This window comes from Solwaraspora sp. WMMD1047 (genome assembly GCF_029626155.1).
GTDB lineage: Bacteria > Actinomycetota > Actinomycetes > Mycobacteriales > Micromonosporaceae > WMMD1047.
In genome coordinates, this window is record NZ_JARUBL010000001.1 from 486,503 (window position 1) to 505,716 (window position 19,214).

20 protein-coding genes are annotated in these 19,214 nt (G+C 68.9%); 10 read left to right on the forward strand and 10 right to left on the reverse strand.

Annotated elements, in window-relative coordinates; translation table 11 throughout:
* The first annotated feature begins 84 nt into the window (after positions 1-84).
* A complete protein-coding gene (locus tag O7627_RS02270) occupies positions 85-1,374 on the forward strand; it encodes a HEAT repeat domain-containing protein (protein WP_278091841.1) in 1,290 nt (429 codons plus the stop codon).
* On the opposite strand, the gene O7627_RS02275 is transcribed toward O7627_RS02270, so the two are convergent.
* Positions 1,371-2,579 carry a benzoate/H(+) symporter BenE family transporter gene (locus O7627_RS02275; RefSeq protein WP_278091842.1) on the reverse strand — a complete coding sequence of 403 codons (1,209 nt, stop codon included), beginning with the start codon at positions 2,577-2,579 and terminating at the stop codon, positions 1,371-1,373. The two genes, O7627_RS02270 and O7627_RS02275, sit on opposite strands and share 4 nt — an antisense overlap.
* Positions 2,580-2,637: 58 nt before the next feature.
* On the opposite strand from O7627_RS02275, the gene O7627_RS02280 reads away from it, so the two are divergent.
* A complete protein-coding gene (locus tag O7627_RS02280; protein ID WP_278091843.1) occupies positions 2,638-3,201 on the forward strand; it encodes a helix-turn-helix transcriptional regulator in 564 nt (187 codons plus the stop codon).
* 115 nt (positions 3,202-3,316) lie between these two features.
* A complete protein-coding gene (locus tag O7627_RS02285) occupies positions 3,317-3,754 on the forward strand; it encodes a hypothetical protein (protein ID WP_278091844.1) in 438 nt (145 codons plus the stop codon).
* Here the strand turns inward: O7627_RS02285 and O7627_RS02290 are convergent, their stop codons facing one another.
* A complete protein-coding gene (locus O7627_RS02290) occupies positions 3,755-4,048 on the reverse strand; it encodes a hypothetical protein (RefSeq protein ID WP_278091845.1) in 294 nt (97 codons plus the stop codon).
* 204 nt (positions 4,049-4,252) lie between these two features.
* Positions 4,253-4,633, reverse strand: a complete 381-nt coding sequence (locus tag O7627_RS02295; protein ID WP_278091846.1) for a hypothetical protein — start codon at positions 4,631-4,633, stop codon at positions 4,253-4,255.
* Positions 4,634-4,724: 91 nt separating this feature from the next.
* Here O7627_RS02295 and O7627_RS02300 point away from each other — a divergent pair, with 91 nt between their 5' ends.
* Both O7627_RS02300 and O7627_RS02305 read left to right on the forward strand, forming a co-directional pair.
* Positions 4,725-6,365 carry a DUF6880 family protein gene (locus O7627_RS02300; protein WP_278091847.1) on the forward strand — a complete coding sequence of 547 codons (1,641 nt, stop codon included), beginning with the start codon at positions 4,725-4,727 and terminating at the stop codon, positions 6,363-6,365.
* A gap of 183 nt (positions 6,366-6,548) precedes the next feature.
* Complete coding sequence (locus tag O7627_RS02305; protein ID WP_278091848.1) at positions 6,549-7,886, forward strand: AAA family ATPase; 1,338 nt, start codon at positions 6,549-6,551, stop codon at positions 7,884-7,886.
* A gap of 49 nt (positions 7,887-7,935) precedes the next feature.
* On the opposite strand, the gene O7627_RS02310 is transcribed toward O7627_RS02305, so the two are convergent.
* The 6 genes from O7627_RS02310 to O7627_RS02335 all read right to left on the reverse strand — a co-directional run bounded on the left by O7627_RS02310 (position 7,936) and on the right by O7627_RS02335 (position 11,436).
* Positions 7,936-8,865, reverse strand: coding sequence for an HNH endonuclease (locus O7627_RS02310; RefSeq protein WP_278091849.1), 930 nt, complete (start codon positions 8,863-8,865; stop codon positions 7,936-7,938).
* Between the two features lie 307 nt (positions 8,866-9,172).
* Complete coding sequence (locus O7627_RS02315) at positions 9,173-9,613, reverse strand: hypothetical protein (protein WP_278091850.1); 441 nt, start codon at positions 9,611-9,613, stop codon at positions 9,173-9,175.
* Positions 9,588-10,229: a hypothetical protein gene (locus O7627_RS02320; protein WP_278091851.1), complete on the reverse strand. Its 642-nt coding sequence runs from the start codon at positions 10,227-10,229 to the stop codon at positions 9,588-9,590. Before O7627_RS02320 ends, O7627_RS02315 begins: the two co-directional genes overlap by 26 nt.
* A complete protein-coding gene (locus tag O7627_RS02325; RefSeq protein WP_278091852.1) occupies positions 10,229-10,486 on the reverse strand; it encodes a hypothetical protein in 258 nt (85 codons plus the stop codon). The genes O7627_RS02320 and O7627_RS02325 overlap by 1 nt, the downstream gene beginning before the upstream one ends.
* 95 nt (positions 10,487-10,581) lie before the next feature.
* Entirely contained in the window at positions 10,582-10,812 is a 231-nt protein-coding gene (locus O7627_RS02330; RefSeq protein WP_278091853.1) for a winged helix-turn-helix domain-containing protein, read from the reverse strand.
* A 483-nt stretch (positions 10,813-11,295) separates the two neighbouring features.
* On the reverse strand, positions 11,296-11,436 hold the full coding sequence (locus O7627_RS02335; protein ID WP_278098563.1) for a hypothetical protein: 141 nt from the start codon (positions 11,434-11,436) through the stop codon (positions 11,296-11,298).
* A gap of 259 nt (positions 11,437-11,695) precedes the next feature.
* Between O7627_RS02335 and O7627_RS02340 the strand changes: the two genes are divergently transcribed.
* The 3 genes from O7627_RS02340 (at position 11,696) to O7627_RS02350 (ending at position 14,858) form a co-directional block, all read left to right on the forward strand.
* Complete coding sequence (locus O7627_RS02340; RefSeq protein WP_278091854.1) at positions 11,696-12,073, forward strand: DivIVA domain-containing protein; 378 nt, start codon at positions 11,696-11,698, stop codon at positions 12,071-12,073.
* On the forward strand, positions 12,070-14,052 hold the full coding sequence (locus O7627_RS02345) for a hypothetical protein (protein ID WP_278091855.1): 1,983 nt from the start codon (positions 12,070-12,072) through the stop codon (positions 14,050-14,052). Before O7627_RS02340 ends, O7627_RS02345 begins: the two co-directional genes overlap by 4 nt.
* Before the next feature lie 89 nt (positions 14,053-14,141).
* On the forward strand, positions 14,142-14,858 hold the full coding sequence (locus O7627_RS02350) for a DJ-1/PfpI family protein (RefSeq protein WP_278091856.1): 717 nt from the start codon (positions 14,142-14,144) through the stop codon (positions 14,856-14,858).
* Positions 14,859-14,885: 27 nt separating this feature from the next.
* On the opposite strand, the gene O7627_RS02355 is transcribed toward O7627_RS02350, so the two are convergent.
* Entirely contained in the window at positions 14,886-15,581 is a 696-nt protein-coding gene (locus tag O7627_RS02355; RefSeq protein WP_278091857.1) for a YcnI family protein, read from the reverse strand.
* Positions 15,582-15,726: 145 nt separating this feature from the next.
* On the opposite strand from O7627_RS02355, the gene O7627_RS02360 reads away from it, so the two are divergent.
* Positions 15,727-17,247 carry a PepSY domain-containing protein gene (locus O7627_RS02360; RefSeq protein ID WP_347404630.1) on the forward strand — a complete coding sequence of 507 codons (1,521 nt, stop codon included), beginning with the start codon at positions 15,727-15,729 and terminating at the stop codon, positions 17,245-17,247.
* Between the two features lie 252 nt (positions 17,248-17,499).
* Entirely contained in the window at positions 17,500-19,137 is a 1,638-nt protein-coding gene (locus O7627_RS02365) for a cellulose-binding protein (protein ID WP_278091858.1), read from the forward strand.
* Positions 19,138-19,214: the final 77 nt, after the last annotated feature.

The following is a 19,214-nucleotide window of genomic DNA, read 5'->3' on the forward strand; positions in this document are numbered from 1 at the left end:
ACCGTCCTCGCCTCGGCCGCTGCGGACATGGTAGGCCCAAGCACCGAAGCTCATCTGCGAATCCGAGCCGGCGTACGGTGACATGTGCCTGAACGCAGTGAAGCGCTACGCATCGTGGACTGGGCATCGCTGGTTGACGTCTACGGGCCGGCTGGTGATCTTCCACAGTTTCTGCACGCAGTCTGGTCGGAAAACGCGGGAACCCGCCGGAAGGCGTACGAGACGCTGGCGCGGCGCCTGGTGCACCAGGGCTCGCGGTTCGACGCGAGTGCCGTCGCCGCCGGGTTCCTCGTCGACGTTGTGGCGGATCCGCAGGCGCCCGACCGGTTCGCAGCCTGCCAGGTGCTGAGGATGATCGCGATTGGCGACGAAGGCTACTGGCTCATCGAGTCGCCGGACATCGCCGCGATTCGGCGTCGGGTAGCCCGCCAGGCCAGCATGACCTTGCAGGAATTGGATCGGGAGCGATCGATGTGGGTCGCCGCCGCCAGCGAGGGTGAACGGCGGGCACGGGAATGGACCGCCCGCTACGTGGATGTGGAGGCCGATCGGCGTACGGAGCAGTGGGATCTGGCGGCGTACGACGCCGTCCGGTCTGGTGTTGCGGTCTACGTGGCGGCGTTGCGCTCGGCCAACCCGGCGGTACGGCTGCACGCGGCGCACCTGTTGGCCTGGTTTCCTGAGGAGCGCGACCAGCTCGTACCCGCCCTGACGCGCCTGATCAACGAGGAACCGGAACCGATTGTGGCGTCGACCGCCTGCGTGGCGGCTGGCCTGTGTGGCGCTACCGAGAACGATGCGGAGTTGGTTGAGGCGTTGTCGCGCAGGCGGGCTGGCTCGAGCCGCGTCGAGCGCTGGTCGGCGGTGCTGGGGTCGGCGCGGCTGTCCACCCGACCGCCGCGTCCGATCATCGAAGAGCTTTACGCCTGTCTGTTGGAGGCGCCCGAACCTGTGCCCAACTGGCCGTTCCTCAGTGGGGACATGTCAGGACTGGCGGCGCTCACCCTGTCGCGGCTGAGTCCCGAGGTCGCGCTGGATCGGGTAGCGATTCTGGCGCGGCGGATCGCCGGCACGGAGTCCGGCCCAGAGCGGTTCACGCTGGTGGGCGCGCTGTTGGAAGCGGCCTTCCCAGAGCAGGCTGAGGCAGGACGGGGGTGCGATACCGAGGCCCGGCAAACGGCGATTCGTGCTTTGTTGGACAACGGCGTCTGGCGGGATGGGCCGATGGTGGCCATGCTTCTCGCCCAGCACGATCTGCCAACCGACCCGGAGGCAGCTCGCGGCTGGGATCAGGTAACGAAGACCGCGAATCTGCGCGAGACGGGGCGGGGCGCATGCCCCGCCCCGTCATCCGCGTGGACGCAAGGCCACTAGCCCTGCTGGTTGGCAGGCACCTCGTCCGGGTGGAGCGCAGCGTCGGTCGTCACCCGCCGACGGCGGAGCAGGAGCAGGGCGGCGAGGCCGGCGAGCAGGCCCCAGAACGCGGCGCCGATGCCGAGCACGGCGACTCCCGACGCGGTGACGACGAACGTCACGACGGCCGGCAGCAGCATCTCCTGGTCGGCGACGGCGTTGCCCAGTGACGAGCCGAGGGCGGGCAGCAGGGCCAGGCCGGCGACGGCGATCACCAGGACGGGTGGGGAGAGCAGCACGAGCGCGGTCGCCACGCCCGCCCCGAGCCCGAGCAGCACCTGGCCGCCGGCCAGGGCCAGGGTGGCGATCCAACGCCGGCGCGGCTCGGGGTGCGCCTCGGCGCCAGCCGTCAGCGCGGCGGTGATCGCGGCCAGGTTGACCTGGTGCCCCCCGAACGGGGCTCCGGCGGCGCTGACCAGACCGGTGGTGACCAGCGCGGGCCGCAGCGGCACCTGGTACCCGTAGCTGGCCAGCACCGCGGCGCCCGGCACGTTCTGACCCGCCATGGTGACCAGAAACAGCGGGACCGCGATGGCCACGACGGCCCCGAGGTCGAAGGTGGGGGCGGTCCAGGCCAGCGCGGGCCGCAGCTCAGCGCCGCCGAGCCCCGCGTCCGGCCCGGTCACGACGATGGCGGCAACGGCCGCGACCAGCGCGCCGGGCACGGCCCAACTCCGCGCGACGCGCAGCAGGACGGCCCAGGTCGCAATCACGGGTACGGCCAGCGCCGGGATGTCGACAAGTGCCTGGACCGGGGCGGTACAGAGCGGCACGATGATGCCGGCGAGCATCGCACCGGCCAGCGGTCGCGGGATGGCCGCGATCGCCCGCGCCAACCATGGCACCAGGCCGGCGACGACGGTCAGCGCCGCGCAGACCAGGAAGGCGCCGACGGCCGCGGAGAAGCCGCCCGCCACCGGCCCGGCCCCGACCAGCAGGGCCGCGCCCGGCGTGGACCAGGCGATGGCGATGGGCATCCGGTAGCGCAGGCTCAGCACCGCGCCCGCGACCCCGATGCCGAGGCAGGCGGCGAGCAGACCCGAGGCGGCCTGGGCAGGGCTGGCGCCCACGGCCTGCAGCCCGGCGAGCACGAGCGTGAACGAACTCGCGTAGCCCACGACCGCGCTGAGCAGGCCGGCTACGACCGGCCGCGCCAGGTCTCCCACAGCCACCCTCCCCGCCGTTCCGTTTACGGAACGAGCCGCCGGGTGGCACGATACGCAGATGAGCGCGCGTCCGACAAGCCCCCAGCAGCACGGGCCGGCGGTGGGTCGGCGGTTGCGCGAACTCCGTGAGGCGCGGGACCTGACCCTCTCCGAGTTGGCCCGCCAGGCCGGGGTGGGCAAGGCGACCCTGTCGGGGCTGGAGAACGGCACCCGTGACCCCCGGCTGGAGACCCTCTACGCGATCGCCGCCGCGCTCGGCGTACCCATGAGTGCTTTGACGCTGGAGCGCGGCGCCCCCGCCTCGGCCGCCGCGCCGGTGCGCGGGGAGGCGGTGATGTCGACGCTGCTGGAGGTCTTCGAGGAGCCGGCCGCCACGTACGAGTTGTTCGCGCTGCGCATCATCACCGACGTCGAACAGGTCTCTCCCGCCCACCCGGCCGGCGTGACGGAACACCTCACCGTCTTCTGCGGCCACGCCCGGGTCGGCCCGATCGACGCACCGCTGTCGGCGGGGCCGGGCGAGCACGTCTCCTGGACAGCCGACACCCCACACCTGTACGCCACCGCCGGCCCCGTGGCGGTTGAGGCGACGCTGCTGATCCGTACGCCATCCGCTGGTTGACGCCGCACTTCGGCCTCATGGCGACGGCCCCTCGCAGGGGGGCATTGATCAGGATTCGAGAAGTAACCCGCGGCCTGCCGCTCTAGCGTGTGACTGGCCACCTGAGGAGGAAGTCATGGCGAAGCACGGATCCGGCGGGTTCACCGATGTCGAGCGCGCTGCGATGCGGGAGCGCGCCGCAGAACTGCGCGCCGAGAAGGGCGGCAAGAAGGCCGCGGCCGGGCTCGACGACCTGCTGAAGAGCATCCAGGCGATGCCGGACGATCAACGCGTCATCGCCGAGCGCGTCCACGTCATCGTCACCGAGGTCGCACCGGGCCTCCGACCGAAGACCTGGTACGGACAGCCCGCCTGGGCGAACGCCGACGGCAAGGTGGTGGTGTTCTTCCAGTCCGCCGCGAAGTACGGCACCCGCTACAACAGCCTTGGCTTCGATGAGGCAGCCCAGCTCGACCAAGGGGTGATGTGGCCGACGTCGTACGCGATCACCGGCCCGCTCGGTGTCGCCGAAGAGAAGCAGATCGCTGACCTCGTACGGAAGGCTGCCGGCTGATCAGCCGTGGAGGACATCCTCCAGGGTGGCGGCGGTGCTGGCTCGATCGAGCCAAGATTGGAGTCGGTCCAGGTCGGTGCAGGCCAATATCTGCTGACTGGTCTGGGCGGGCACGGGGATGCCCCGCGCTTTGAGGACGATCAGGATCGATCGGGCCCAGCCACGTGCTTCGCCGCGGGCCTCGCGCCGGGTGGCAATCGCCCGCGACAGCTCGCTGCGGTACTCGTGGCCGACGGTCCTGGAGATGTACTCATCCCAACGGTCGCGGGCGGCTGGCGGCAGCCCGGCCAGCACAATGTCGTGGTACGGCATTGCCGTGCTCGGGGGCAGTGATCGCAGGGGCCTCCATCAGCGCCGGGAAGGTGGCCTCGAACTGGGCGTCGTGGCCGTGGCAGATGGCGGAGAGCACGGCAAGGGCGGGATTGGCCTGGGACTTTTTCACGTCCAGGACGAGGGGCACATCCGTAGGCGTGAAGATCAACGGCCGTAGGGTCAGGCTCAGCCCGTCGTACGCGAAAAGGTCGCGGTACCGGCCTGCGACCCGGGCGTCGGGGCAGTAGACGAGCAGCGCGACGTCGACACCAGCTCGGCCTCGATGCGGGCTACATAGAGGTTCCAGGTGCGCCGGGTGGTGTTGGTCCGGCCGCGCTGGATCTTGAACACGACGGCGAGCAGCGGCCGGTCGTCAAGATCGCAGAACAGCAGCGTGCTGTGAGCGTCAAACACCCGCGGGCCCAGCCCTTGAACGGCCGTCGAGTGGACGCGGGCATGGTGGTAGTCAGGCATCTTCACCTGGAAGACGTTCGTCAGCAGCCAGGCCACCAGGCCGGGGTCCAGTTTGGCCAGAGCCACCGGGGACTCGTGTTCCGCACTCGGCATGCCGGACACCATACGAGACCGCACCGACACTCGGCGTGAGGTGGTGCTGGCATGTCTCATTGGGACTGTGGGGGCGGGTACGGTGCCGGCCATGGCGTGGTTCACGGAAGCCGACCTCGAAGACCTGGCCGGCGAGCGCTCGTTCAGTCGGGGGCAGGGGTATGTCGAGGTGGTGAGCAACCTGCGGGACCTGCCTGACGGGGTGGTCGCCACCGTGTCGGGCACCGACCGGTACCAGGTCCGGCTCTACGACGCCGACGGTGAGCTGGACGGCGACTGCAATTGCCCGTACGGCGAGGAGGGCAACTTCTGCAAGCACTGCGTCGCCGTCGGCCTGCGGTTGCTGGGTCGGGAACGGACCACCGGCAACGTCCGAACCAGCGGAGCATCCGAGGTCGATGTTCGGACGTTCATCGCCACCCTAGGGCACGGCGAGCTGGTCGATCTGGTGTGGCAGCAGGCCAGCGATGACCCGGCCATGTACCAGCGGATGCTGCTCCGCGCGCTGGCCGGTGCGGAAACCGTCGACCTCGGACTCCTGGCCGAGCAGGTCGAGCGGCTGGCGGTCGACTGGATCGGCTACGGCGAGGAGGACGAGTACGCCGAGGGCGCCGACGCGGTCATCGACGCCCTCGCCGCGCTGGTTCCCGACCATGCGCCCGAGGTGCAACCCCTGCTGCGACGGGCGTTCTGCCTGCTCTGCCAGGCCGCTCAGCGGTCGGAGGAGCACAGCGGCGCCGCGATCGAGTCGGCCGGCGCAGCGTGGGACGTCTACCTCCAGGCGTGCGAGATCGCACCGCCCGACCCGAAGGAACTGGGCGAGTGGTTCGCGGAGTTCCGGCTGGCTGAGTCCGATAGTCCGGACGTCAGCATCACCGACATCGGTGACCTGCTGGGCGACGAGGGCCTGGACGCCTACTGGGCGGTGCTGGAGACCGCCAAGGCCGCCAAGCCGTCGGACTGGACGGTACGCAGGCTGCGGCAGGAGTTGATCCGGGCGACCGGGGATCTCGACGCGCTGGTGGCCTGTTACGCCGAGGATCTGTCCAGCCCACAGCGCTATGTCGAGATCGCGCGGCTGCTGCTGAACGAAGGCCGGACGGCCGACGCGACCGAGTGGTTGGAGCTGGGTCGCGCCAGCGTCGACCGTTGGGACTACCACGCGAGTGGCCTGGCGGATCTGCTGGTGGAGTTGTACACCGACGCCGGCCGTACCGAGGACGTCATCGCGCTGTTGCAGGCACGGTTCCGGTCGGAAGGCAGCGTCGAAACCTACCGGGCACTACGGGAGGCCATTCTCGCTGCGGACTCCGGGCGTTGGCCGCATGAGCGTGAACAGGCATGGTCGCTGCTGCGGCGTAGGGCCGACGACGCCACTCTCTGGGGCTCCGGCAATGTGTACGTGCGCGTGCTGCTGCTGGAGGATGAGGACGAGGCCGCCTGGGAGGCGATCAGCCGGTACCGCTGCGATCCGCAGACCCGCTTGTCGGTCACCCACCGACGGTCGGCGACCCACCCGGCCGAGGCGCTGACGATCTACCTCCCGATCATCGAGGAAGCCGTGGCCCAGGGCAGCGGGGCGGGCTACGAGCGGGCCGCTGACCTGCTGGTCACGCTCAGGGGCGTGTTCGCCCGAGCCGGCCAGGACTTCGAGGCGGAGGTGGTCCGGCTGAAATCGACGCACAGCCGCAAGCGAAACTTCCTCGCCGCACTGCGCCAGCGGGGACTGTGACGTTCAGCCCGGGTTTCGGCTCACGAACCCAATCGGGGCAAGCTATGGTCTGCAGGACATGCTGGAATCCGGGCTGCCGAGCCTGCGCGACACGCTGACCGCGGCCGCCGCGCAATCCCTCGCACCTTCGCCGCTATCGGTGTGGATTAGCTTGCTCACCGTCACTTCTGCTATGACTGTGGCATGTCAATTCGACGGCTGATCTTTGGAAACTACCGGTCGTTTCGCGAAGAGCACGAGATTGAACTGGCGCCGGTCACGATCGTGCTCGGCAAGAACAACTCGGGCAAGAGCGCACTGGTTCGCGTCCCGCTCGTAGTCGCCTCCGGCTTCAACAACAGCTCACCGGCTCCGCTGGACATGGCCCGCTTTGGCGTGGGCGGCGTGGGCACTACCCGGGACCTCTACTTTGATCAGCACACCTTGAGACGCCTACTCCGGCTGGGTATCAGTGTGGACGGATCACGGCCCTTTACTATGCGCGCGGACCTCCAGTACGTCGACGAGTTGGGTGATGCAGTCGTCGTTTCGCTCCGCATCGACCATCCGCGAGGGGATCCTGAGCAGGCCGAAACGGTGGAACTGATCTCCACGCGGCTACTCAGTGAGAATAGGAGGCCCGCACCAGCCCTCGACGGCACTCTGAAAGGTCCGACGAGACATGTCTCGCCGAGGGAGCCCGAGGAGTACGAGATCCGCGCTACTGGTCTGCCTCCCCGCGTGGCTCGGGTTCCATTTTCCGGACTGCTTCCGGCTCCTGGAACCTTGGCGGGATTGCAAGAGCTATTCGAACTAGACCCTGGTCCGATCAGCTATCTGGGACCATACCGGAAGCCGGTGTTTCAACAGTGTAGGCGAACGACCGAGACCCCGGTCGGATTAGGTAATCAGCACGGAGGGTCGCCCGCCACGAGCGATCCTGAAAAGGATCTCCCGGATGCTCAACTGCTTGACCTGGTGAATGATAAGTTGACAAAAGTCGTGCCGGGATGGCGCATCAGCGGGGTTCGGCGCGGGCCACTCTGGTCCCCAATCTTGATCCGTGACGGCTCTCGGTCTCAGCTCAATCTCGCTGACGCGGGTAGTGGCCTCAATCAGGTCCTGCCGATTCTAATCAAATGCGCGTCTGACGAGTTGGCCGGTGCCGGCAGGATGGCTTCTTTGCAGATCGTTGAAGCGCCGGAGGCGCATCTGCATCCTGCGGCTCATGCCGAGCTGGCCGACCTCTACTTGGCGGTCGCCCGAGAGACCGGAACCCGGCTGCTCGTTGAAACGCACAGTGAGACGCTGCTACTGCGGTTGCGTCGCCGAGTTGCCGAAGGAGCTAACGGTATAAGTCCGGAGGACATTGCAATCTACGTTGTGGAGCAGAGCGACGGAGTTTCGTGTGTCCGTCGGGTTGGTCTCGACAGCCTCGGCAATCTGGACGACGCTTGGCCACACGGCTACTTCTCGCAGGACTACCACGAGGTGCGGGAGCTCGCTCGCGCCCAACTGGAGAAGGTCGGCGATGCGCCCTAACGGTCCCACGTGGCCATCAGTTAAGCGACACGCATGGGGCTCGACGCATCTATGCTTTGAAGACGGTGTCGAGGTGCCACTCAAGGAATTTGTTGCTCGGTTGATCGACTTGCCGCTCCGGCAGAGCGATGCTCTTACCTTCCATCGTGTAGAAGTAGGTGCCGTTTCCGAACTCTTCGCGGAGTCGTGTACTCACCATCAGCCGCTTCTTCGGGCTTATGGCGAGATAACCGCGGTCGAAAAGGATATGTACATCCGCTCGAAGTAAGATGCCGTTGTCGATTCGATGCTCTCCGCCCTTGTTCAGGGAGCGAATGTGAGCAGCTTGTAGAGTTGGCAGTAGGCGGCTCCCGGTTACAGCACATCGCCTCTGGTACGCCTCGATTACCGCCACCTGGAAAGAACCTTGACCGAGCCGCTGGCGTGAGAGTCGAGGGTCACTGTAGACCGGGCCAGGGCGGTGCCATGGCTCACTCTGGTCGACTTCAACTGCCGTTCCAGTCAACCAACCAAGGAGCATGTCGAAGTACTCCCGGTAACCTCCGGTTGAAAGATCGTAGGTCTTGCCTTGGGTGAGGTTGGACGAGAAATCCGGTGGCGGATCGGCTGTTGCGCCATCGGTGAAGAACTTGACATCGCGCACGAATATGCAGCCAATATCGGGATCGTCATTAGGGCCAAGAGGCAGTCTGCGGTATCTAGCAATACTGCTGCGCATCTCTTCGAGGCTCGCCATCCCATTGGCCTCGCCAAGGATCTGCCAGGCTCTGGAAATCGGAAGCTTGGTTGCTCCGCTAAAGAATCCTCCACCAACAATCCGATTCTGCGGATACTTCGACTTGAAAAGGAACGGCTCGCCAATTTGGAGCGCGTGAAATCCACCGCCAGAAGGTCGCCAAAAGTTGACTTCGTCCAGGTGCGGACGTGCCGCGAGGAAGCGATGCCAGTTCCCGTCCGTAACTCCTACGAAGGCCTTCACCGCGAAGATTATTCACGTGAAGCCCGATGTTCGCCACTGCCGGTTCGGTCGCCCTTCGTAGCCAGCTTGCTGACCTCCCTCGCGGGCATGGCAGGGGTAGCCCGTTGAGGCCCCGAACGGCAGCCCACCCCGCGATCCTGCGTCACCCGCTGCCCGAACGCCGGCACCGCACCTGCCAACGAGCCATCAAACGCGGCCGACACAACTCCTACCGCGTCAAACGACTCACCGACAAGATCATCCGCCACTCCGGACCACCCGCACCCATCCTGGCCTGCCCCAAGAGCCTTATCTGAACGGCATTGGGCTATGAGGCACGCTCCCATTGGCGGGCTAGGTGCTCGGCGGCTGAGAGGAATGTCTCTAGGCCATCGTCAGTGACGCCTTCCAGGAGGTTCCAGACTAGGAGCATCTCTGTCTCGATGACTGTCTCGGTCGGTAGCTTCTCCATCTCCTCGGTGTTGCCGGAGCGTGCGGCCTGGATGAGGGTCTCGGCTGCTACGGGGTCGACGTCGAAGTTGGTGTGTCCGATGTTCTGGCGGGCGTCGGCGACGAAGCGGATCACGTCGTTGGTGGTGCTCGATGGGCCGAAGCGGTCCTGGACGGCGTTGTAGAAGGCGGCGGAGACGACCAGCCCGAAGCCATCCCAGCCGGCCTGGTCGAGCGCCGCGCAGCGCTCGCGGTAGGTCTCTGCGTCTCCCTTGATCATGAGTCGGATCAGGTCAAGATGGGCTGTCTGGACTGTCACGTCTCTCCTCGTTCTTCTTGCGTCCTGCGTCGAGCGCTTTCAGGCCGGCCGCGATCACGATGGCGCCGCCGACGATCACGGCTGAGGCGGCGTCACCGAAGTTCCCGGTCCCCTGCTGCGGTGCGGTCGGGGGAGTGCTGGACGGCTGGGATGTCGCTGTCGTGCCCTTGGGACGGGCTTCCTGGATGAAGTCGATGATCTTCTTGCCAGCGTTGCCGGCCTTCTCCGCGTTGTTGGTCACGGCCCGTGCGCCCTTGCCGAAGGCGTTGGAGCGTCGGGCGGCGTCCTGCACCAGTTGTTCCCCGCTTGGCATCGCGGAAGGTGCGTCAGCGGGAGAGACCGAACCGGGGGCGATGTGGTTGGCGTAGTCGATGATGTGCTGCCGGATCTCGTTGATCAGGCGGGCCATCTTGCCCGACTTGGCGCCGGCGATCTGGATCTCAGAGATCGCGGCCTTGATCTCCGGGTGCTCGCTGCCGCGACCTGCCTCCGTGTAGCGGGACAAGGCTTCGAGCGCGTCGGCTTGAGCGCGTCCTGCGGTGACGGCCGACGCGGCGAGCTGGTCCTGGGCGGCTCGGAGCTGGGCGACGATGTCGCCGATGCTTCCCGTCGCCATCAGATTCTCGCCGCGTAGCTGTTCGCGTGCTCGATCGCGGACTCGTACCGGCGGACGGTTCGCTCCAGCTCAAGCCGCAGCTCATTGAGCTTCCTGGACATTTGCGTGACGTGGTCGTGGGCGCTGTCATGGGTCACTCGTTGGGCGAGCATGCCAGCGTCGCGGGCCTCGGTGACGCCGCGTTCCAGGGTCTCGCGTCCCTGCTTGGCGGCCGTATTGCCTCGGCTGATCGTCTGCTTGACCTCGTCAATGTTCATCGCGACCGATCCTGCTGCCCGTCACCGGACGCACACTATCGGACATCGGCCAGGCGCTACAGGCCCAGCGTCGGCGGGAGCGGTGAGACGAGCGGCTATTCGGAGGACTCGGCTTTGACGTAGACACCTCGGCCTTGCTGGCCGTGGACGAGGTTGCGCTCGTGCAAGATCGAGACGGCGCGGTAGGCGGTCGCCACGCTCACGTCGAACTGGTCGGCCAGTTCCTTGGTGCTGGGCAGCTTCGTGCCGTTCGGCAGCTCTCCGCTCTTGATCTTTGCGGTGATCTCGTCCGCGATCCGTCTGTATTCGGCAGGTCCTGTGGGCATGACACCCCCTTGGTTCGGCTCTGCTATTCGATCACGCGGCTAGCTTGTGCAGCAAGTGACGTAGGTGCATAAAGTTGGGGGTTCACTTACGGAACAATCTGACGTATGTTGGTGGCGGCCAGGCCCCCTTGGTTCGGCAAACCGGTGGTCGGCCCCGTTCGGGTGGTACTCGCGCTGTTGCCCGGACGGCTTCGCGTTCCGGTGCTGTTCGGCGCCATGAGCAGCATCGGAACGCGGGGAGTGTGGCAGCGCGAGTGGGCTCCAGGCGTGCCGCGTCTGGATGGGTCGGGGTGGCGTCGGTGCTCCGGGGTGGTGGTCGGCCCGCCCCTGGCCCTCGACCGGCGTCACTCGGCGAGCCCGGCAACACAGGAGAGCTACAGCACGGGAGGGGAGTAGAAGGGCGGGACCGGCGGGTTCCTCCGGTCAGTCGCCCGCGAGGTTCGGGCGGTGCTCCCGGATCCACGCCTGGACGTCCGAGCGGCGCTAGATCGGTCCCTGGTCCAACTCCGCGAGCGGTGTGGGGAAGGTGCGCGAGCGGGTTACCACGTAGGCGCGCTGCCGGCTCACGCCGCCGAGCATGCGGCGAATTTCGCCTACGCCGACAAGATCGTGATCATTGCTCACGTCATGAACGTAAGTCGTTGTCGTTATGAGTTGACCTACGACTACGGCGCTGTCATCCTGGTGGGTACCAACACCACCGCCTCGTCCAGAACCGCCCCCAACTGAGCGGCTCTGTGGTCGTACTCGCCGATTGAGGCTGCGGTCGCAGGGCGGGTGGCCCGACCTCGCCTTCCCCCTATCCGGGGTCGGGCCGCCCTTCCACCCCGTTTCGACCCGTGATCCGTTGCACGTTCCGTGACCTCGAAGGGTGGTCTCTACCGTGCGCAGACTGCTTGACCTGCTGATACCCGGCCGCGTTTGGCGGCGTACCCGAAAGATCTCCGCTCTTGACGGGCGGGCCCGGCGGCCGGAACGACCTGCCGGCGCGGCCTCGGTGCGGCGGATGCCGAACGTGGGTGGCCACTACCGGTATGACCGGCCGGTGATCAGTCCGGGGCAGGTGCGGGGCCGGCGGTTCCCGGATCGGACCCGGCGTGGGTGCGACCCTCGGGAGGTGGGTGCCTTCCTGGACCTGGTCGCCGACGAGCTGGCGGCGCTGCGGGGGGAGTTGGCCACTACCCGGGATGAGAACCTGCGGATCAAGCAGGCGTTGCGCGACTGGCAGGGCCAGTTCCGGCGGCCGGGAGCGTGTGCGTGAGCGCGGCGGTGACGACGGTGGTGTGCGGCGGCTGCCACGGGTTGACCTTCGTGCAGCGGCCGTGTGACTGCCGCGACGGCGATGGCGAACGGGTCGACTACACCGGGCTGACGCTGCCGACGCGGGAGCACCGGCGGCCGTGGGCGGGCTGCCGGCAGTGCCGGGGTGTGGGCACCTACAGCCAGCCGTGCGTGGACTGCGGGCAGGTCGGGCGGCGGCGCGCGCAGCTCGTCTACACCGTGGCGAACCTGGACACCGGGCAGGTGGCGTCGGTGAACGTCGTACCCGGGGCGGTCGAACCGCTGCCCACCCCGGACGGGCGGTGGTGGCTGCCGCTCGGGCTGACCGTCACCGAACTCGCCGATCGGGTCGGGGTGGCCGCCGGCGCCCTGCGTGTGGCCGGCGGGCCGGACCTGGGCGATCCGCTGGCCACGGCCGGGGTGGTGCTGCCCCGCGACTGGCGGCCCGACCTGCCCACCGAACGCCGGCATCAGCTCGAAGCCGCCGCCATCGCCGCCGCCGGCCGCCCGCCGTGGCGGGTGCTGCTCGGCCAGACCAGTCCGCCGGAGCCGCCCGACCACGCCCGGATGCTCGGCCGGCTCTGCGCCCTGGCCGATCAGCTCCACCTCGACGTGGTGATCGAGGCGCGGCGCTCGGACGCCACCCGTACCGGGCTGAACTGGGACGTCCGGTTCGAGCTGCCCGGCGGCGGGGTGCCGGCCAACCCGTCGAACTGGGCCGCTCTGCTGGACGACGCCCTCGCGGCCGTCACGCCGGACAAGGCCGCCGCCGCACTGACCCGGGCCGCCCCCGACACCCCCGCGCACTTCCTGCACACCGACGCGGTGGCGGCCCGCCCGGCCGTGGGGATCAACGGCTACCTGAGTGCGCACGACGTCGACCAACTCGAACGGCGGATCATCGCCGACGTCGGGCGCGGGCTGGGCGCCCAGGCGATCTGGCGCAACCGGCACTGGTGGCACGTCACCCTGCAACCCGACCAGCCGGAGCCGACCGAGGTCGAGCTGCCCACCGGGCAGATCGCCCACCGGCTCGGCGACACCCTACGACGCGGCTGGGAACCACCCGTACCCCAGCACCGCGGCGACCCGATCCCCACCGCCGCCTGCCCGCGCTGCCCCGGCGGACCCGGCCACGACGGCGGCGACGACCGGCCCTACTGCCCCGACTGCCGAGGCACCGGCCAGATCCGGCTCGGCGCCGTCCTCACCATCACCGACCTGCGCGGCCGGTGCCTGCACCGCAACTGGCGACCCGACGACCAGACACCACCGGGCGCGGTGGTGGCCAGCTACGGCACCTCCGGCTCACCCGTGGTCCAACTCCCCACCCACTACCGAGTCGGACCCCTGGCGGCCACCTTCGACGTACGCCCCACCGACCTCACCGACATCGACGGTGAACGGGTCCTCGACCAGCACCTACGCGACGGGATCGTGCACGTCCTCGCCCCCGCCACCGACCCGGTCACCAGCTACCTCGCCAAGGCGACGGTTGGTCGGCCCGGTGCCCGGGTCATCGTGCGCGCCAACGACTGGGACGGACCCGGACTCGACGACCTGGCCCGGTTCGTCGTCGGCCTCGGCCTCGGCATCGAGATCACCGCCGTCGACCACCGCCACAACACCGGCAAACCACACCTGCTGCAGGGCGAGAGCTGGTCCGTCCGCATCGTCGACCCCGACCAGCCGATCGAACCCGACCCCGTCCCCACCAGCCCTGGACCGGCCGCCGCCGTCGCGTCCTGCCTGCGTTCCCTGGCCAGCGCCCTGGACGCGGTCACCCCCACCGACCCCGAACAACCCATCCGCGTCCCCCAACAACCCACGACCACCGGTCCCGCTCCGCACCCCGCCGGCCTCATCCCCCGGGTACGCCAACTCGCCGCCCACTACCCCGGCCGGCTCGCCACCATCCGCCTCGACCCCACCGGCCACCGCACCGCCCTCACCGAATGACCCGCCCGGCCGGGAACTAGCGCGTATCGGCGGACGACTATGTCTGCGAGTCGGCCCGCGTGGGCGACACCAACGATGAGGAGCAGCCGATGGATCGCCGGAACGTACTTCGGGCCACGGTCACCGCCGGAGCGGTCGCGGGAGGTGCGGTACTGATGCCGGAAACCGCCCCGGCTGCGCCACGCTTCACCCCCACCCGGCCGCTGCGGGTGCAGATCGTCACGTTCGGCGGAGTCGAGGAGATGGACTTCATCGGCCCGATCGAGGTGTTCGGCATGGCGAAGGGCATCGGCGGCGGGACGATCACCACAAGCATGGTGACGGTCGACGGCGACGACCCGGTCACCGCCTTCCACGGCTGCCAGGTCGGACCGGTCGAGCGGTGGGCGCCGCGCCAGGCGGACGTGCTGCTCGTACCCGGTGGTGGTTATCGCCGGGCTGACACGCCGGGCGTGCTCTACGAGATCGAGCGGGGGGTCGTGCCCGCCGCGATCGCCGCCGCCGAACGACGTGGGCTGACCATCGCGGGCGTCTGCACCGGGACCATGCTGCTCTCCGCCGCCGGCCTGACCGCCGGCCGGCCGTGCATCACCCACCACCGGGCGGTCGAGGACCTGCGCGCCCAGGGCGGTGTCATCACCGAGGCGCGGGTCGTCGACGACGGCGATCTGGTCACCGCCGGTGGCGTCACGTCGGGGTTCGACCTGGCGCTCTGGCTCGTCGAGCGGTTCCTCGGCGCCGACCTCGCCGTCCAGGTCGAACAGGTGCTGGAGTACCAGCGGCGCGGCACCGTCTGGCGACGCTGACCACCGCCGGCCGGCAGGCCTGCCCGATCAGGTGCTCTGCAGCGCGGCCTTGCGGTAGGCGAGCAGGCCCGCGACCAGACCCGCGACCCCGAGCAGGATGCCGGCCACGCCGGTTCGGTTCGTTCCGTCCTCGGCGGGCGCCTCGACGGCCTCGGGAGCCGGGGCTTCGACGGCCTCGTCGGTCGCCGCCGCCAACTGCAGCACGGCCGCCGGGTTCGCCGGCTCCTCGCCACCGGCCACTGGGACCTCGATCCAGCGCACCACATCGCCGTCCTCGTACGTCTGCAGGGCCTTGAACACCACCTGCTCGGCCTCCGGCAGCGGCCCGAGGTACACCTCGAACTCCTCGAACTGGCCCGGCCCGATCGCGACGCCGTCAGCCGCCGTCCAGACGATCTTGGTGACCGCCTCGGTGACCACCCCGTCGGCCGTCTCGACCGGCGCGGGCAGCGCGCCCCGGGTGGTGACCACGGTCCAGCCGGGCAACGGCTTGACCGAGACGCTGGCGATCGGGGTGTCGGTGGGCAGGTTGATCTCCACGACCGTGGTGCCGGCGTCCTCCTTCTCGTTCGGCACCCGGAACGCCGCCTTCGTGTAGCCGCCCGGGGTCGCGTCGGTCGCGGTGACCGAGACGTGTGCCGACGCCGGGCCACCGGAGCCGAGGACGACGGTGGCGGTGATGCCCGCGATGACGGTCGCGCGTAGGAGCAGAGAGCGGCGCATGAATCGGTCCTTGTCGTCGATCAGGTCGGTCCGGGAGTAGTCGGTGGGGAGATCTGAAAAGTTCCCGGGAACCGGCAAGCCGATCCGGCCGACTACTCATACGGACGCCACTGCTCTGCATTGACGTCCGTCGACGCTTCGGTCGGTGGGGACCGCGGGTGTCGGCCGCCCGCGTGCCACCGACACCTTCGAGGAACAGCAGATGACCGTCACCGACGTAGTCGAGCCGCAGCCGAGCACGATCCCGGCCCGGGCGCCGAGCCGGCGTCCTACCGGAGCCTTCGGGGCGCTGCTGCTCCGCCTGCACTTCTACGCGGGGGTGTTCGTCGCCCCGTTCATCGCGGTCGCGGCGCTCACCGGCCTCATCTACTCGACGGCCCCCCAGTGGGACCGGGCCATCCACGGCGAGCAGCTCTACGTCGACGCCCCGGCCGGCGCGACCGCGCTGCCGGTGGCCGACCAGGTCGCCAGGGCGATCGACGCCCACCCGGAGGGCACCTTCACCGCCGTCCAACCCGGACAGGACGGCACCACCACCAGAGTGGTCTTCTCGGTCCCCGAGATGGAGGGCAAACAGCACACCGTCTACGTCGACCCCTACAGCGGCGACGTCAAAGGCACCCTGACGACCGTCTTCGGCGGCGCCCCCACCTCCACCTGGCTGGGAGACCTGCACTCCGGCCTGCAACTCGGCGACCCCGGCCGGCTGTACTCGGAGTTCGCGGCGAGCTGGCTCTGGGTGCTGGCGCTCGGCGGCCTGGTCCTGTGGTGGCGCCGGCGCCGCAGCGTCAAGAAGATGTTCGCACCCGAGCTGTCGGCAAAGAAGGGCGTACGCCGCACCCGCGGCTGGCACGGCGCCGTCGGCGTGTGGCTCGTCGTCGGCATGCTGATCCTCTCGGCCACCGGCCTCACCTGGTCGCAGTACGCCGGCGCCAACTTCGGCCTCGCCCTCGACGCGCTTGACGGCCGTACGCCGGTCCTGCCGACCGCCATCGACGGCGCGGAACCGGCACCCGCGTCCGGCGGCCACCACGGCGGCGGCGCTGAACCCGGCACCGAGGCGCCGGTCGACCTGGCGCAGGCCGACACCGTCCTGACGGTCGCCCGCGACAACGGCTTCACCGGACCCATCGAGATCTCGCCGCCGGAGTCGGCGGGGTCGGCCTGGTCGGTCGCCGGCATCGACTACCGCTGGCCGGTCGACCTGGACCGGATCGCCGTCGACCCGGCCACCAGCCAGGTGGTGTCCCGCAGCGACTTCGCGGACTGGCCGTTGCTCGCGCAGTTGAGCAGCCTCGGCATCCAGGCGCACATGGGCGTCTTGTTCGGGGTGGTCAACCAGCTCCTGCTCGCCGCGCTCGCCATCGGGCTGATCTGCCTCATCGTCTGGGGCTACCGGATGTGGTGGCAGCGCCGCCCCACCCGCGCCGACCGTCGCGCCCTGGTCGGCACCGCACCGGCCCGGGGCGGCTGGATCGGGCTGCCCGCGTGGGCGATCGTGGTCGGCGTACCGGTGATCGTCGCCCTCGGCTGGGCGCTGCCGATGTTCGGTATTCCGCTGGCCGTCTTCCTGGTCACGGACGTCATCGTCGGCGCCGTCCAGGACCAGCGCCGCCGGTCCGCGCCCATCTCGCCAGCGCCCACCGGCACCACCGGAAGGCGCTGACGCAACGCCTTGACCCCGTCGGCCCAGTCGCATATCGCTTGCTGAGGATCCAGTAGATCCTGTGGTGGTGGGCGGCTGCGAGCCGTGCTGGCGCATTGCAACAAATCTGCATGTCTCGACCCTTGCGTCATGGGTAAGCGCTTTCCTAACCTGATGTTTCACAGCTGTTTCGGTCCCATGGCCGGTCGGGGATGCAGACCTGCGCGGCGTGGCCACTGTCCCGCCGCGCGCTCAACTCCTGAGGAGTTCGAAGTGGGAAAGAGAGTGAAGCTCAAGCTCCTGGCCGGTGGCGCCGCGGTGGTCACGGTGGCCGCGGTCGTCGCGACCCTGCCGATGACCCAGGTGTCGGCCGCCGAGACGAACCTGAGCCTCGGTGCCGGCGCCGACGGCTCCAGCAAGGCCAGCGGAACCAGCTACGGCAACGTGATCGACGGCGACATGAGCAGCTACTGGTCACCGAACGGCTCGACCGGCCGCATCTCGGTCAAGTGGGGCTCGGCCACCACCGTAGGCGCGATCAACATCCGCGAGGCGGCCGGCGCTGTCGGGGCCATCGGGTCCTGGCGGGTCGTCAACAACGACAACGGCGCCGTCCTGGCCACCGGCAGCGGGGCCGGCACCATCACCTTCACCGGCACCTCGCTGCGCAAGATCAATTTCGAGATCACCAGCTCAAGTGGCACACCGCGGGTTGGCGAGTTCGAAACCTACGCCTCGACGACCACCCCACCGACCACGCCGCCGCCGACGACCGGGCAGCCGACCACGCCCCCACCGACCACGGCACCACCGACCACACCCCCACCGTCGAGCAATGCGCTGTACGTCTCGCCGACCGGCACCGACGGCGCGGCCGGCACGGTCTCGAACCCGACCACGCTAACCTCCGCGATCACCCGGATCGCCCCCGGCGGCACGATCTACCTGCGCGGCGGCACCTACCGCTACTCGCAGACCATCACCATCGAACCGGGCAACAACGGCACGTCAAGCGCGCGCAAGAAGATCTTCGCCTACCAGGGCGAGACCCCGGTGCTGAACTTCTCGGCCCAGTCCGAGGACCCGGCGAACCGCGGGCTGGCCCTCGGCGGCTCGTTCTGGCACGTCAACGGCATCGTCGTCGAGCGCGCCGGCGACAACGGCATTCTCCTCGCCGGCAACAACAACATCATCGAACGTACGGTGACCCGCCACAACCGCGACTCCGGGCTCCAGTTGTCGCGGCTGGTGGCCGGCGCGCCCAGCAGCCAGTGGCCGTCCAACAACCTCGTGGTCAGCACCGTGTCACACGACAACGTCGACTCCGACGGCGAGGACGCGGACGGCTTCGCCCCGAAGCTCACCGTCGGTCCCGGTAACGTCTTCCGCTACACGGTGGCCCACAACAACATCGACGACGGCTACGACCTCTACACCAAGACCGACACCGGGCCGATCGGCGCGGTGACCATCGAGGACTCCCTGGCGTACGACAACGGCACGCTCAGCAACGGCGGGCAGGCCGGCAACGGCGACCGCAACGGCTACAAGCTCGGCGGCGAGGACATCGGGGTCAACCACACGATCCGCCGCAACGTCGCCTACCACAACGGCAAGCACGGGTTCACCTACAACCGCAACCTCGGCACGATGACGGTGTCGAACAACGTCGGCATCGGCAACACCGAACGGAACTTCAACTTCGACGGCGGTTCCTCGGTCTTCCGGAACAACACGTCGTGCAACAGCGGATCGACCGACCGGATCGTCGGCAACTCCGACAGCTCGAACCAGTTCTGGTCCGGCTCCAACGGATCCCGGTGCTCCCAGTACTCGGGCGCCCTGGGCTGGTCCTTCGCCTCCGACGGCCGGCTCGTCGTGACCTTCGGCGGCCGCCCGGTGACACCCTGACCCGCCGCCAACCTGAGCGCCCGACGGGCATGGCGACATGCCCGCCGGGCGCCCGGGGTACGGCCGCCGGCCGGCTG

What these genes read in the sequence shown, in the direction of transcription:
- O7627_RS02355 (WP_278091857.1), bottom strand. Translation starts at nt 15,581, where the DNA reads ATGCGCCGCTCTCTGCTCCTACGCGCGACCGTCATCGCGGGCATCACC.
- O7627_RS02300 (WP_278091847.1), top strand. Translation starts at nt 4,725, where the DNA reads ATGGCGTGGTTCACGGAAGCCGACCTCGAAGACCTGGCCGGCGAGCGC.
- O7627_RS02325 (WP_278091852.1), bottom strand. Translation starts at nt 10,486, where the DNA reads ATGAACATTGACGAGGTCAAGCAGACGATCAGCCGAGGCAATACGGCC.
- O7627_RS02330 (WP_278091853.1), bottom strand. Translation starts at nt 10,812, where the DNA reads ATGCCCACAGGACCTGCCGAATACAGACGGATCGCGGACGAGATCACC.
- O7627_RS02285 (WP_278091844.1), top strand. Translation starts at nt 3,317, where the DNA reads ATGGCGAAGCACGGATCCGGCGGGTTCACCGATGTCGAGCGCGCTGCG.
- O7627_RS02295 (WP_278091846.1), bottom strand. Translation starts at nt 4,633, where the DNA reads ATGCCGAGTGCGGAACACGAGTCCCCGGTGGCTCTGGCCAAACTGGAC.
- O7627_RS02320 (WP_278091851.1), bottom strand. Translation starts at nt 10,229, where the DNA reads ATGGCGACGGGAAGCATCGGCGACATCGTCGCCCAGCTCCGAGCCGCC.
- O7627_RS02280 (WP_278091843.1), top strand. Translation starts at nt 2,638, where the DNA reads ATGAGCGCGCGTCCGACAAGCCCCCAGCAGCACGGGCCGGCGGTGGGT.
- O7627_RS02350 (WP_278091856.1), top strand. Translation starts at nt 14,142, where the DNA reads ATGGATCGCCGGAACGTACTTCGGGCCACGGTCACCGCCGGAGCGGTC.
- O7627_RS02305 (WP_278091848.1), top strand. Translation starts at nt 6,549, where the DNA reads ATGTCAATTCGACGGCTGATCTTTGGAAACTACCGGTCGTTTCGCGAA.